The 13,530-nt window shown below is 65.8% G+C and carries 8 protein-coding genes; 2 read left to right on the top strand and 6 right to left on the bottom strand.

The genetic code is table 11. From position 1 onward, the window contains the following. Positions 1 to 284: 284 nt before the first annotated feature. Together DLM85_RS20905 and DLM85_RS20900 are read right to left on the bottom strand one after the other, a co-directional pair. Positions 285 to 2,954 (bottom strand): PspC domain-containing protein, encoded by a 2,670-nt coding sequence (locus DLM85_RS20905; protein WP_111480129.1) that lies wholly within the window; start codon positions 2,952 to 2,954, stop codon positions 285 to 287. A gap of 25 nt (positions 2,955 to 2,979) precedes the next feature. Then, on the bottom strand, positions 2,980 to 3,387 hold the full coding sequence (locus DLM85_RS20900; protein WP_111480128.1) for a PadR family transcriptional regulator: 408 nt from the start codon (positions 3,385 to 3,387) through the stop codon (positions 2,980 to 2,982). Positions 3,388 to 3,748: 361 nt separating this feature from the next. Between DLM85_RS20900 and DLM85_RS20895 the strand changes: the two genes are divergently transcribed. Both DLM85_RS20895 and porU2 read left to right on the top strand, forming a co-directional pair. Further along, complete coding sequence (locus tag DLM85_RS20895) at positions 3,749 to 4,861, top strand: putative type IX sorting system protein PorV2 (RefSeq protein WP_111480127.1); 1,113 nt, start codon at positions 3,749 to 3,751, stop codon at positions 4,859 to 4,861. A 60-nt stretch (positions 4,862 to 4,921) separates the two neighbouring features. Continuing rightward, positions 4,922 to 10,138 carry a putative type IX secretion system sortase PorU2 gene (gene porU2 / locus DLM85_RS20890; protein ID WP_111480126.1) on the top strand — a complete coding sequence of 1,739 codons (5,217 nt, stop codon included), beginning with the start codon at positions 4,922 to 4,924 and terminating at the stop codon, positions 10,136 to 10,138. Between the two features lie 80 nt (positions 10,139 to 10,218). Here porU2 and DLM85_RS20885 read toward each other — a convergent pair whose 3' ends face one another. The 4 genes from DLM85_RS20885 to DLM85_RS20870 all read right to left on the bottom strand — a co-directional run bounded on the left by DLM85_RS20885 (position 10,219) and on the right by DLM85_RS20870 (position 13,526). Next, complete coding sequence (locus tag DLM85_RS20885; RefSeq protein ID WP_111480125.1) at positions 10,219 to 10,704, bottom strand: dihydrofolate reductase; 486 nt, start codon at positions 10,702 to 10,704, stop codon at positions 10,219 to 10,221. A 213-nt stretch (positions 10,705 to 10,917) separates the two neighbouring features. Continuing rightward, positions 10,918 to 11,874 carry a methionyl-tRNA formyltransferase gene (fmt, locus tag DLM85_RS20880; RefSeq protein ID WP_111480124.1) on the bottom strand — a complete coding sequence of 319 codons (957 nt, stop codon included), beginning with the start codon at positions 11,872 to 11,874 and terminating at the stop codon, positions 10,918 to 10,920. A 57-nt stretch (positions 11,875 to 11,931) separates the two neighbouring features. Beyond that, positions 11,932 to 12,270, bottom strand: a complete 339-nt coding sequence (locus DLM85_RS20875) for a hypothetical protein (protein WP_133257179.1) — start codon at positions 12,268 to 12,270, stop codon at positions 11,932 to 11,934. Positions 12,271 to 12,278: 8 nt separating this feature from the next. Then, positions 12,279 to 13,526 (bottom strand): exo-beta-N-acetylmuramidase NamZ family protein, encoded by a 1,248-nt coding sequence (locus DLM85_RS20870; protein ID WP_111480122.1) that lies wholly within the window; start codon positions 13,524 to 13,526, stop codon positions 12,279 to 12,281. Positions 13,527 to 13,530: the final 4 nt, after the last annotated feature.

Below are 13,530 nucleotides of genomic sequence, written 5' to 3'. Positions count from 1 at the left end.
CTGCTCTCTGAGCAGACCGGCTTTGTCGTTAGGCGGGGTCGAACTACGCCCGTCACTGCGAGTTCGAGGAAACCGTTGCCTTCCTGTTGCAGCTCGGAAAAGCGCGGGTTCCCTCGGGGGCAACCATTCACTCACCAAGGGCCCCTAATCTCGTAGCAGTCAGAGGTAGATGCGAACAAGCCGTACTGGAGGTGCTTACGCAGGCAACCGAGTAAGGATGCATCCCAATATAGGGATAAGTTCGCTTGGTAAGACGTGGAATGGCAGCTTTTTATCGCAGAAGCCTATTCCACGCGCCGTACGCGGGACGCGCCCGATTTCTGGTTGCGCACGTTGCTGGGGCTGCCGCTGTAGTCGACCTGGCTGGCGCCCGAAATGTCGGTGCGCAGCTGGTTCTCCACGTTCAGGCGGGCCTTGCTGGCGCCGCTGAGTTCCACGTCGGCGCTCTGCACGGCGAAGTCGGCGCCCTGCACCTGGCACACGCCCGAGCCGTCGATTTCGAGGCGGTCGGCGCGGCCTTTGAGGTTGGTGCGGCAGGCCCCGCTCATGTCCACGGCGAAGCTACGGCAGGTGCCCTCGAAAGAGAGGTGGCTGGCGCCCGACTGGTCCACGGTCAGGTCGTCGAGGTCGTTGAAGCCGGTGACTTTGGCCTGCACGGCCCCGCTCAGGTTGAGCTGCTTCAGGTCGGGCGTTTCCACCACGATGAGCACGCGGTTGCGGGCGTCGTCGCGGGTGCCGAAGTTGAAGAAGCCGCGGCGGTTGGGGCGCAGGTGCAGCTCGTCGCCGGGGCTTTCGGCGTCCAGCTCGCGCAGGGCGCGCTCCTCGCCGTAAGCCTTCACGCTGTAGCCCTCGGCGTGGCGAATGAGCACGCGGTAGGCGCCCGACACGGCCACGTCGTCGAAGTCGACGTAGCGGAACTCGCGGGAGCCGGAGCCGTAGTCGGCGGGCTCGGTGGAGAAGTTTACGTCGCCGTCGTAGTCGACCGATACGCGCACTTCGTCGTCGTTGTCCGTGTCGACGTGCACCTTCATGTCGCCGATCTGCACGTCGTCGCCGCTGTAGTCTTCGTCGTCGCTTTCGGGTAGGTCGGCGGGGGTGCAGTCGAGGCAGCGCAGCTGGCGGCCCACCAGCTCGTAGGTGTGCTTTTCCGGGTCGTTGGGGCGCTGCTCGTTCACGAAGTCGTCGTCGTCGAGCAGGCGCTCAAAGTCGCGGGAAAGGCGGATGCGCTTGTTGCGGGGCAGGCGCAGCGTCAGGTCCAGGCCCTGGCCGCGGAACACGGCGCCGGGCTTGAAGGTGAAGCGGTCATCGAGGAGCACGGTGGAGTCGCGCACCACGGCGCGGTAGTTCATGCTGGTGCGGGCCAGGGCGGCGCCGGCGGCTTCGGTGCGGCCGTGGGCCGAGTAGTCTTCCACGAGCGTGACAGTGTTGCCGCTGTCGGCGGCGGCCAGGCTCAGGTCGGGGCGCATGTCCCAGCCGTCGTAGTCGAAGGTGCGCACGTCGAGGGTGACGACGGGGTTGGCTACGGCGCCTAGGTTGCGGGTGGCGGTGAAGTAGCCTTCCTCCTGGAATTCCTGCGAGTAACGCACCCCGCCCATGATGGAGCCCACGATGCCCAGCATCCAGAGGCCCAGCAGCACCAGCGTAAGGGTGCGGCCCAGCAGCCAGCGGCGCACGATGAGGCCCACGCCCGAGAAGAGCAGCAGCAGCACCGGCACGCCGGCGGCGAGGAAGCCGCTCACCACGAACCACCACGGTACCCCGGCCAGCACGGTGTAGGCCGGCGCGTCGCCCAGGTGAATGTTTTGCGACTCAGGCAGCAAACCCAAAGCTACGCCGACCAGCACGAGCAGGCCCATCAGCAGCGCGAAGCCCGTCAGCAGGAACATCAGGCCCACGAAGATGCGTGCCACCGTGCCCACCGCCTTTGCGATAGGGCGCACGGCGCGGGCTACTTCCTCCAGAAAGGCGCCCACGGGGCGGTTGGCGGGCTGCGAGGGGTTGCGCAGGCTGTTTTCCAGGCCCGACAGCGTCACGGCCTCGCCGCGCATCTGCGCTTTCTGGCTGAGCGTGAGGGCCGGGGGCACCACCATCCAAAGAATGAGGTAGAGCAGCAGGCCGCTGCCGCCGAAGAGCACCAGCAGCACGAACACGATGCGCACGATGGCTACCTCGATGCCCAGGTAGTGGGCCAGGCCGCTGGCCACGCCGCCCACCGAGCCGTTGTCGGTGTCGCGGTAGAGCTTACGCGTCACGTCGTCGTCGGGCATCGGGCTGTCGTTGTCGTAGCGCTTGGGCAGCGAAATCCAGAGTATCAGGTAGGTCAGGAAGCTTACGGCCGGCAGGGCGCCCACAAAGTCGCCGACGATGGGCGAGAGCAGCGTGAGCACGAAGGCCAGGCGAATCCAGAGCGGGTTCACGTTGAAGTAGCGGGCCAGGCCGGCGGCCACGCCGGCCATCCGGCGGTTGCTCATGTCGCGGTAGAGGCGACGGGGCGCACCAGCTTCCGCGTCGGCCGCCGTTTCCTTGCCGAACGGGCCTTTGGGACCAAACGGGCCTTCCGGGCCGAACGGTCCCCGTTTGCCGAATGCCCCTTCGGGGCCGAACGGACCGTTGGCCGAGCCGATGCCGCCCTGGGGCTGGCTGCCGTAGCTGCCGAGGTCGGCCGCGTCGTCGTCCTCGTCGAGGGCGCCGTCGTTCTGGAAGTCCTGCACCCGGCCCATCTTGCTCATCATGGCCTCCACGTCCTCGTAGGTGATGACCTGCTTGAGGGCGGAGGTGCGGGCGGCGAAGATTTCGGCAATGCGCCCCTCGATGTCGGCCACGATTTCTTCGTGCCCGCGGAAGGAGCTGAAGTGCGCCTTTACGTCCTGCAGGTAGCGTTGGAGGACTTCATAGCCGTCTTCCTCGATGTGGAAGATGAGGCCCTGCAGGTTGATGCTGATATTCTTTTTCATCGCAGTGCTGCAACTAAAGCGGTGGCTAGATAAGCGCGTCTTCGTCGGCCGACGGAGCGGGCGCGGGCGGCGGGTAGGCGGCCGGGGCGACCGGCGCCGGGCCCTGGGGTTTGTTGCGGATGATCTGCAGGGAATCTTCGATTTCCTCCCAGGTCAGGCGCAGCTCGTGCAGGAAATCCTGCCCCACGGCGGTGAGGGTGTAGTACTTGCGGGGCGGTCCGCTGCTCGATTCCTTCCAGGTGTAATCGAGTAATCCGGCATTCTTGAGGCGGGTGAGGAGGGGGTACAGCGTCCCCTCGACCACGATCATGCGGGCTTGGGTTAGCTCCTCCAGCATGTCGGAGGCATACACCTCGCCCCGCGCAATGATTTCCAGAATGCAGAACTCCAGGATGCCTTTCCGCATCTGCACTTGGGTGTTTTCGACTTTCATGGGCTTGCGGGCGGTAGTCGGTGAAGAATGGTACAAATATAAAAGCAGGTACTTTGTAAAGCAAGGTACTTGGTCAGAATAATTTTGGTTGCGAAATACTCCCGGAAAGTTGAAGCCGGCAAGTAGTTGATTGTCAGCACGGCAGTTGAAGCGAGTTTTTCGCCCCTCCCCCAATGATGTGAGGCCGCGGGCCGCGCGTGCGGCAACTAGCCCAAAGATTTGGGCGGCCTCACAACCCGACGCACCGATTGCCGGTCTGGCATTATGTTCGCGGTGGAATTCGCCGTCGGGCGCCGCACTATTAATAAGTAACTTGCGTTGTGAAGCCTGCTCGCAATGCCTGGCTTTTACCCATTACGCTATGCCTCACTTTTTCCGCCGCAGTATCCTGGCCTTCTCGACGGTTTCGCTGGTAGGGACCGGCGCCGCGTTGGCCCAGACCACCCCGCCCACCACGGACAACACCCCCAAGTACAGCAACGACTTCCTCTCCATCGGGGTGGGGGGGCGCGCCCTAGCCATGGGCGGCACGCAGGTGAGCCTGGCGCAGGACGCCACCGCCGGCTACTGGAACCCGGCCGGCCTGATCGGGCAGAAAACCAAGTACGACGCGGTGCTGATGCACTCCGAGCTGTTTTCGGGCATCGTGAAAAACGACTACGCCGCCTTTTCCATGCCGCTGGATGAGCGCAGCGCCATCGGGGCCAGCCTGATCCGCGTGGGGGTAGACGACATTCCCGACACGCGGGCGCTGGTCAACGAGTACAACCAGATCAGCTACGACCGGATTACCTACTTCTCGGTGGCCGACTACGGCCTGCTGCTCTCCTACGCCCGCAAGCTGGAAGCGGTGGAAGGCCTGAACGTGGGCGCCAACGCCAAAATCGTGTACCGCAACGTGGGCGACTACGCCAACGCCTGGGGCTTCGGCATCGACGCGGGCGCGCAGTACCAGCGCGGCAACTGGCGCCTGGCGTTGATGGCGCGCGACATCACCACCACCTTCAACGCGTGGTCGATGAACACCGAGAAGTTCAAGCCCACCCAGGACACGCTGGACTTCATTCCCAAGAACAGCACCGAAATTACCCTGCCGCGCTTCGTGCTCGGGGTAAGCCGCTCGTTTAAGCTGCCCGCCGATCTGACCGCCGTGGCCGCCATCGACCTGGAAATGACCACCGACGGCAAACGCAACACCCCGGTGTCGAGTGACTTTGTGAGCATTGCCCCGCACGTGGGGGCCGAACTGGGCTACAAGAACCTGCTGTTCTTGCGCGGCGGGGCCACCAACGTGCAGAAAATCCAGGCCTTCGACGGCCAAGAAGAGTGGAAGGTGCAGCCGACGCTGGGTGTGGGCGTGGCCCTGAGCGGCCTGCGCCTCGACCTGGCCCTCTCGCGCCTGGCCATCGAGCGGCTGGGCGCCAGCTCGCAGGCCAACTCCATCATGGTGTCCTTGGGCTACGGCTTTAAATAAGTGGGCAAGGAACGTAAGCGGCCCCGGGAGCGTACTGGCTTCGCACTAAGTAATTCGACTATGACACAACGATATACCCGGCTATTAACGCGCTGCCTGGGTTTGCTGCTGGCCGTGCTGGCCGCCACCGCCGTGCAGGCCCAGTCGGGGCCGTACGGCAACGAGTGGATTGTGCCCTCGCAGACCTACTACAAGATCAAAATCACGCAGGACGGCATCTACCGCCTCGACCACGCCTACCTGACCCGGGCGGGCCTGGGCGCCAGCACCAACCCGCAGCGCCTGCAGCTGTGGCGGCGCGGGCAGCAGGTGGCGCGCTTTATCGGCGGCAACCGCAACCAGCTGGACGCCACTACCTACGTGGAGTTTTTTGGGCAGCGCAACGACGGCAAGCTCGACCGTGACATGTACCTGGCCGCGGCCCACCAGCCGCACCAGCTCTACAGCATGTTCACCGACACGGCCGCCTACTTCCTGACCGTTTCGGCCACCGCCAACGGCCGCGACATGGCGGAAAACACGTCGACGGCCGGCACGGTGCACGCCAACTGGCTGCAGCAGAACATCATTCTCGACAACGGCGACTACAGCTACGGCCAGACCGACCAGCAGGTCGCCTTCATGCCCTGGGCCGATACCGGCGAAGGGTTTCTGGGCGGGGCCATCGGCGAAACCCGCCCGCCCTACGTCATCACGGGCTTCACCTACAACCCGATGGTGGCCAGCCGTCTGGCCCCGGGCGGGGCGCAGGCCTGGCTGGACTTCGTGCTGGTCGGGGCCTTCCCCAATCAGCACAACACCCTGCTCTCGGTGTTTCCGGGGGGCACCGGCCCGGAGCGGCAGCTGCCGGTGCAGACCTACAACGGCTACGACGTGCGGCGCGGGCGCCTGCCGCTGCAGCGCAGCGACTTTGGCACCACCAACCGCGTGAGCGTGCGGGCGGCCGTGCAAAACCCGGCCAACCCGCCCACCGACAAGTTTCGGGTGGGCTACCTGCGGGTGACGTATCCGCAGACGGCCCACTGGAAAAGCGGCCGGCAGTACTTCCAGTTCTGGAACGACTCCACGCAGGGCGGCGGCGCGTACTACGAGCTGGACAGCATTCCGGCGACGGTGTACGGCTACAACGTGGCCGACCCCAACAACGTGCAGCGCGTGAGCAGCACCAGCCTCTCGGCCACGCGGCGCGGCTTCAGCTTCCCGAGCACCATTGGCCGCATGCGCCCCCTGGTGCTGGCCGACGCCGCCCAGCCGGTGGTGCCGGGCGCCGCCCAACCGGTGCGCTTCCGGGCCCTGAACGCGGCCAGCTACAACTTCCTGATCGTGTCGAACGCGGCGCTGATGCGCAAAACCGGCGCTAACCAGGTTAACCCGGTGCGCGAGTACGCCAACTACCGCGCCTCCACGGCCGGCGGCCGCCACGACACGCTGGTGGTGACGTCGGATCAGCTCTACGACCAGTTTCACTACGGCGAACGGTCGCCGCTGGCCCTCAAGCGCTTTGCCGATTACATGATGGCCACCCCGCGCGCCAACCGCTACCTGCTGCTGCTGGGCAAGGGCGTGCTCATCACCGAGTGGGCGGGCGGCTTTTACCGCCAGACCTCCGCGGCCAACCGCGCGGCCTGGCCCGACCTGGTGCCCACTAGCACCCGCGGGGCCTCCGACATCTTCTTCACGGCCGACTGGCAAAACGGCTCCTACGTGCCGCGCATTCCCACCGGCCGCATCCCGGCCGCGACCGGGGAGCAGGTAATCAACTACCTCGACAAGCTCAAGCAGTACGAAGGGCTGGGCCCGGAGCCCTGGCGCAAAAACATCCTGCACATGGCCGGCGGCCACGACGCGGGCGAGTTTACGCGCTTCCAGGCGTTTCTGCGCGGCTACCAGCAGAAGGCCGAGCGGCCCTTCTTCGGGGCCAGCGTGGAGAATATCTTCAACTCCACCATCCTGACCAACGGCGGGGTGGTGTCGGTCGACATCACGCAGCAGCTGCGCAAGGGCCTGAGCCTGATTACCTACTTCGGCCACGGCTCGACCAACTACCTCGACCTGCTGCCCACGCCCATTAACGACCCGGGCAGCAACTACCCCAGCGGGGGCGGCAAGTACCCGGTGTTTTACGTGAACGGCTGCGCGGCCGGCAACACCTACACCACCGGCGGCTCCATTGCCGAGGACTGGCTGCTGATTGCCAACAAGGGCATCATCGGTTTCCTGGCCGATTCGGACTTCGGCCTGGAAGACGACCAGGACCGCTACTGCAGCCAGATGTACTCGGCGCTGTTCAACGAGCCGGCCTGGTACGGCAAGCCCGTGGCCGCGGTGCAGGCCGAGGTGGCCCGGCGCATGTCGCTGAGCATTCCGCCGGCCACCAACAACCAGGCCCGGCGCTACTACCTCTCCCTGCTGATGAACCTGACCTGGCAGGGCGACCCGGCGCTGACGCTGTTTGCCCCCGAAAAGCCCGACTACAAGTTCACCCCGAACGCCACGGCCGCCCGGGTGGACGACGCCGCCGGCCCGGTGCTGGCCAACGCCCCCACGTTCCGGCTGAAGCTGCAACTGAGCAACCCCGGCAAAATCGTGACCAACAAGCTGCGCATCACCGTGGAGCGCACCGTGAACGGGACCACCTTGCCGCTGACGGTCGACACGCTGCGCTACTTCCGCCGCGACACCGCGGTGTATATCACCATGACCAACCCGGCCGGCACCCCGGTGCTGGGCAGCAACACCTTCACGGTGCGGCTGGATAACCCGAACGTCATCGACGAGCTGGACGAGACCAACAACTCGACCACCTTCACTTACAACTTCCTGAACGGCGGCGTGACCCTGCTGCAGCCCACCGAGTTTGCCATCGTCAACCGGGCCACGGTGCGCCTGGTGGGCCAGAGCAACCTGCCGCAGGCGCAGCCCATCAACTACGAGTTTGAGCTGGACACCATTCCCACGTTCACCTCCAATTTCCGGCGGCTGTCGGGGCCGGTATCGGGCCGCGACATAGCTAGCTGGACGACCACGCTGCCCGCCCCCGCGGCCGGCCGCGACTCGGTGGTGTACTACTGGCGCTTCCGCTTTTCGCCGCCGACCGCCCCGGCCGGCCTCGACGTGAGCTGGGCCAACAGCTCGTTCCGCTTTATCAGCGGCAGCCCGGGCGGCTGGTCGCAGAGCCACTACGGGCAGATGGCCCGCAACCAGAAGCAGCGCGTGACGCAGGCGGCGCCGAGCGGGCGCTGGGCGTTTACCGAGCGCACCCGCTCATTGCAGCTGACCACCAAAGGCGCGCCCGACGCGACGCCCACCTTCCTGCTCTCCAACGGCATCATCGTCGACAACCAGCCGGTGCGGGTGGACAACTGCGGCGTCTACAACGGCATTACCGTGCGCACGCCCAACATCATGGTGGCCGTGTTCGAGGGCCGCAACCTGCGTCAGCTCAATAACCTGCCGGGCGGCGTTTACAGCCGCTGCGGGGCCGTGGGCTCGATTACGTACTACCATTTCGCCAGCACCTACGCGCTGAACACTCCCGGCCTGGCCGACAGCCTCAACGACAACATCAACGCGGCCCGCCGGCAGGGGCAGCTGCTGCAGCTGCTGCGCAACGTGCCCAACGGCGCCTACGTGGCCCTGCTCTCCATCAACAAGGTCAACTACAGCAGCTTCAGCCCGGCCCTGAAGGCCGAGCTGCAGGCGCTGGGCTCGCAGCTGATTGGCTCGGCCCAGGACGGCGACCCGCTGGCCATGGTGCTGCACAAGGGCTTCCCGGCCGACCGCCGCGAAGTGACCTTCTCGCCCAGCAGCCCCACTCCGCGCAACGAGCAGGCCATTGCGCTGAACGACACCATCCGCACCCGCGAAGGCTCGGGCACGGTGACGAGCACGTTTATCGGGCCGGCCCAGCGCTGGCAGACGCTCTACCACACCGTGAAGCTGCCCGAGCCCACGGCCGACAGCGACACGCTGAACCTGATCGGCTACACCCGCACCAATGCCCGCGTGGTGCTGCGCCGCAACGTGCAGCCGCGCAACGGTGCTTACTCGCTGACCGGCGTCGATGCCCGGCAGTATCCCTACCTGCAGCTGGAAATGGTGCTGCGGGACACCACCAACCGCACTGCCCCGCAGCTGAAGCAGTGGCTGGTGACTTACCAGGGCGTGCCCGAGGGCGTGGTGCGCCGCGACCATCCGAGCATCCCGGCCGGCGCCTACGACGCGGCCACGCTGAGCACGGCCGCCGCCAGCGCCGGCGTGCTGAACATCCCGGTGTACTTCGAAAACGTGTCGCCGGTGAGCTTTGCGGCCCTGACGCGCGCCAAGGCCATCGTGACGGAAACCAGCAGCGGCCGGCCCGACACGGTGTCCATCCGGGCCAGCCGGGTGCCGGGCTTTTCCGTGCGGCCGGGGGGCGACTCGACGGCCGTCTACAACTTCCGCCTGAACGTGGCGGCGGTGCGCGGGGCGGCCACCATCCGCATCATTGCCAACTCGCAGGAGCTGCCCGAGCAGGTGTACTACAACAACGAGCTGACCCTGAACTTCACCGCGCCCAACATCAGCGTGCCGCCGGTGCTCGACGTGGCGTTTGACGGCACGCACATCCTCAACGGCGACATCGTGTCGCCCAACCCGGAGGTGCTCGTGGATGTGCGCTACGAAGACCGGCGGCGCCCGCTCACCGACCCGACCAAGGTGCAGCTGCTGCTGACCCGGCCCAACAGCACCCCGGAAGTGGTGTCGATGACCAACAGCTCGCTGATTCGCTTCGTGAACGACTCCTCGGCCGGCCGCACCCGCGTGTACTACACGCCCGGAACGCTGCCCGACGGGGTGTATAAGCTGGAAGTGCAGGCCAAGGACATGAGCGACATGCAGGTGGCCGCGCAGCGCTACGGCGTCACGTTCGAGGTGGTAAACAAGACCAGCATCACCAACGTCTTCCCGTACCCGAACCCCATCACCAGCAAGGCCCGCTTCGTGTTCACGCTCACCGGCTCGACGCCGCCGCGCAACATGAAGATTCAGATCCTGACGGTGACGGGCAAGGTGGTGCGCGAAATCATGCAGAGCGAGCTGGGCCCGCTGCGCATCGGCAACAACGTGACCAGCTACGCCTGGGACGGCACCGACGAGTACGGCGACCGGCTGGCCAATGGCACCTACCTCTACCGCGTGGTGCTCGACGACCCCGACGGCCAGTATGAGCACCGCCGCACCGCCGCCGACCAGGCCTTCAAGAAAGGCTGGGGCAAGCTGGTGCTGCTGCGCTAACGCTGCTTATCTCCAACAGAAAAGCCCGGTTCAGACGAACCGGGCTTTTTTTGTCGGGCTAACGCAAGCCGGCAAGGTGCTTACCGCCGCCGCAGCGTCACGAAGCTGAAGGCGTAGGCGTGCTTGTCGTCGGGCTCGTGCCGCTCCCGGCTTTCCTCGCGCCAGGTTTCGGCCGGAAAGTCGGGTAGCACGGCGTCGCCCGCGGGGGCGTGGTGCACTTCGGTCAGGTACACCGTGTCCACGGCCGGCAGAGCTTCGCGGTAGATTTCGGCCCCGCCGATGACGAACACCTCCGCGTCCGACTGGCGGGCGGCTTCCAGCGCGCCCAGCACCGAGTGGGCAGTTTCCACGCCCGCGGCCTGCCAGCCGGCCTGCCGCGTCACCACGATGTTGCGGCGGTTGGGCAAGGGCCGGCCGATGCTTTCGAAGGTGCGGCGGCCCATCACCACCGGGTGCCCGCTGGTGAGCTGCTTGAAATGGCGCAAATCAGCCGGCAGGTGCCAGGGCAATTGGTTGTCGCGCCCAATAACGCCGTTGTCGGCCCGGGCTACTACGATGGCAGTCATCTGGTGTAAGGAGCAGGAGAAATAACGAAGGAAGAACTGGCGCCGGTTTAGCCATCGAAGACGGCGTAACCGGTGCCTACTATAAAGCAGGTTTTCAACCTGCGTGGAACGGTGCTACATCGTGCCGTTCGTCCGGGCGCCGGACGCCGGCTGAAAGCCGGCCCGAAGGTGGGTACCGGTTACGCCGTCTTCGACAGCTAAACCGGCGCCAGCTTACCCTTGCAGGACCGCCGCGTTGAACCCGCGCAGGAAGTCGGCCACGGGCATGCGCTTCTTGCCTTCGAGCTGAAGGTCGACGAGGTCGAACTGGCCGTCCGGGGTTTGCACGCGCAGGTAGCTGCGGCCATCGGTGAGCCAGCGGCCGGCGGGCGCGTCGGCCGAGGGGGCGCCGGGCAGGGCCCGGGCGCGGAACACCTTCAGGCCGCGGCCATCGGGCAGGGTGGTGAAGGCCGTGGGCCAGGGCGAGAGGCCGCGCACCAGGTTGGCCAGCGCGGCGGCGGGCTGCTGGAAGTCGAGGCGGCCGGTTTCCTTCTGCAGCTTAGGCGCGGGGCGCAGGTCGCCGCGGCCCGGGGACTGCGGAATGCTGGGAGCGGTGCCGGCGGCAATGGCCTGCACCGTGCGCAGGGCCAGGGCGGCGCCGGCGTGCTGCAGCTTCAGGTACACCGCGCCGAAGTCGTCCTCGTCTTCAATGGGCACCTCGTCCTGGAAGATCAGGTTGCCGGTGTCGATTTCGTGCTGCAGGAAAAACGAGGTGACGCCGGTGACCCGGTCGCCGTGGATGATGGCCCAGTTGATGGGCGCCGCGCCGCGGTACTGGGGCAGCAGGGAGGCGTGGATGTTGATGGAGCCCAGCCGCGGCATGTTCCACACCGCCTCGGGCAGCATCCGAAACGCCACAATGACCTGCAGATCGGCCGCGTAGCTGCGCAGCTCCTGCTGAAACTCCGGCGCCTTCAGGTTGGTCGGCTGCAGCACGGGCAGGCCACGGGCCACCGCCGCCTGCTTCACCGCCGATTCGGCCAGTTTCTGCCCGCGCCCCGCCGGCTTGTCGGCCGCCGTCACCACGGCTACCACCTGGCAGCCGGGCCAGGTCAGCAGGGCTTCCAGGGTGGGCACGGCAAACTCGGGCGTACCCATGAAGACGATGCGGAGGGGGACGGTTTCGGGCATAAGGTTCGACGTAGAGCGGGCAAAACTAGCTAGAAGCTGCAATTGCGTGGGGCTAGACTAGAGAGTGAGCCAGGAAGTTTTGTCGTACTCCGTAAAATACACAGCCTCGTGGCCAGTATCCAGCGGAATACGGATGGCGGCGCGGGTATTCTGAAAATGCAGCAGCAAGTGTTGCTGATCCAGCAATTCAACGCGCTGCACCATTCGCGCGATAAAGGAACATAGTTCGTTCCGGTAGGCAACTTCGCCGAAGTCACAAACGCCTTGCGGCAGCAGCAAAGTTGGCCACACATACAGCGTCATGCAGTCACCATCGAATTGCAGTTGCAAGTAATCCTGCACGAACACCACGGCGCTGAGTTGGCGGTCGGCTAAGATGTTAAGGACCTCGCTCACCAATAGTTTTACTTGAAATCCGGATAAAGCAGGTACTTCTGGCGCATGAGCTTGTACTGGCCCAGCTTCGGCTCCCAGGCGGCGCGGATTTCCGGCTCCGACTTACCGGCCACAATCATGTCGCGCACGGAAGAAGTGCCGGTGAGCTGCTCGAAGTACTTGCCGAAAAACTTGTCCTTGGCCGTGCTCTGCTGGTAGTAGTCGATGAGGTACTTCAGGGTGAAGCCCACGTCGTTGCCGGTCTGGCGCAAGTCCTGGCCGTAGCAGAGCTTGCCGTTCTGCGGCGGGGCAGTGGAGCCCGCGTTGGGGCGGGGCGTGAAGGAGTAGGGCCGGGTGCTGGGCTGGGTGGGCGCGCCGATGACCTCGAAGGGCGTATCGGTGCCGCGGCCCACGCTCACGTCGGTGCCCTCGAACAGGCACATGGTGGCGTAGAGCGACACGGCGTGCGGGTTCGGGAGGTTGGGGGAGGGGCGCACCGGCAGGTTGTAGCGGGTGCTGTGGGTGTAGCCCGCGGCCGGAATCACCGTGAGCTGGCACTGCTTGCCGCCGACCAGCCACTTCTCGCCGTTGATCATCCGCGCCAGCTCGCCCACCGTCAGGCCGTGTACCACCGGGATGGGGTGCATGCCCACGAACGACTTGTGCGCCGGCTCCATCACCGGCCCGTCGACGTACCAGCCGTTGGGGTTGGGCCGGTCGAGCACGATGACGGGCTTGCCCTGCTCGGCGGCGGCCTCCATCACGTAGTGCATGGTGCTGATGTAGGTGTAGAAGCGCGTGCCCACGTCCTGAATGTCGAAGATGAGCACGTCCACGTCCTGCAGCATGGCGGCGGTGGGCTTTTTGGTGGCCCCGTAGAGGCTGCGCACCGGCTTGCCGGTACGCGCGTCCTTGCCGTCCTTGATGGTGGCCCCGTCGGCCGCTTCGCCCCGAAAGCCGTGCTCGGGCCCGAAGATGGCGGTGATGTTGACGCCCCGGCTCAGCAGCGTATCCGGCAGCAGGGTGCGGCCCACGGTGGAGGTCTGATTGACCACCACGCCCACGCGCTTGCCCTTGAGCAGCGGCAAATACTTGTCGAACTGCGCGGCGCCGACCTGTAGCTGAGCCGCTGCGGCCGGGGAACTGGAAGGTGCGGCCGGTGAAGAAGTTACGGTCGAGGTGGGGGCCGGTGGCAACGTTGCCGGCTGCGGGCGCGTACAGCCCGCATCTTGCAGCAACAGCAGCGTGCCGAGCACGGGCAGAGCAAGGGAAATCATAGTT

It is taken from the genome of Hymenobacter edaphi, from assembly GCF_003258365.1.
In the GTDB taxonomy this organism is placed as follows: domain Bacteria; phylum Bacteroidota; class Bacteroidia; order Cytophagales; family Hymenobacteraceae; genus Solirubrum; species Solirubrum edaphi.
This window is presented reverse-complemented; position numbering and strand designations above follow the sequence as displayed.

Excerpts from the sequence above, each read along its gene's own strand:
- porU2 (WP_111480126.1), top strand. The coding sequence starts at position 4,922 with ATGACACAACGATATACCCGGCTATTAACGCGCTGCCTGGGTTTGCTG.
- DLM85_RS20900 (WP_111480128.1), bottom strand. The coding sequence starts at position 3,387 with ATGAAAGTCGAAAACACCCAAGTGCAGATGCGGAAAGGCATCCTGGAG.
- DLM85_RS20885 (WP_111480125.1), bottom strand. The coding sequence starts at position 10,704 with ATGACTGCCATCGTAGTAGCCCGGGCCGACAACGGCGTTATTGGGCGC.
- fmt (WP_111480124.1), bottom strand. The coding sequence starts at position 11,874 with ATGCCCGAAACCGTCCCCCTCCGCATCGTCTTCATGGGTACGCCCGAG.
- DLM85_RS20905 (WP_111480129.1), bottom strand. The coding sequence starts at position 2,954 with ATGAAAAAGAATATCAGCATCAACCTGCAGGGCCTCATCTTCCACATC.
- DLM85_RS20895 (WP_111480127.1), top strand. The coding sequence starts at position 3,749 with ATGCCTCACTTTTTCCGCCGCAGTATCCTGGCCTTCTCGACGGTTTCG.
- DLM85_RS20870 (WP_111480122.1), bottom strand. The coding sequence starts at position 13,526 with ATGATTTCCCTTGCTCTGCCCGTGCTCGGCACGCTGCTGTTGCTGCAA.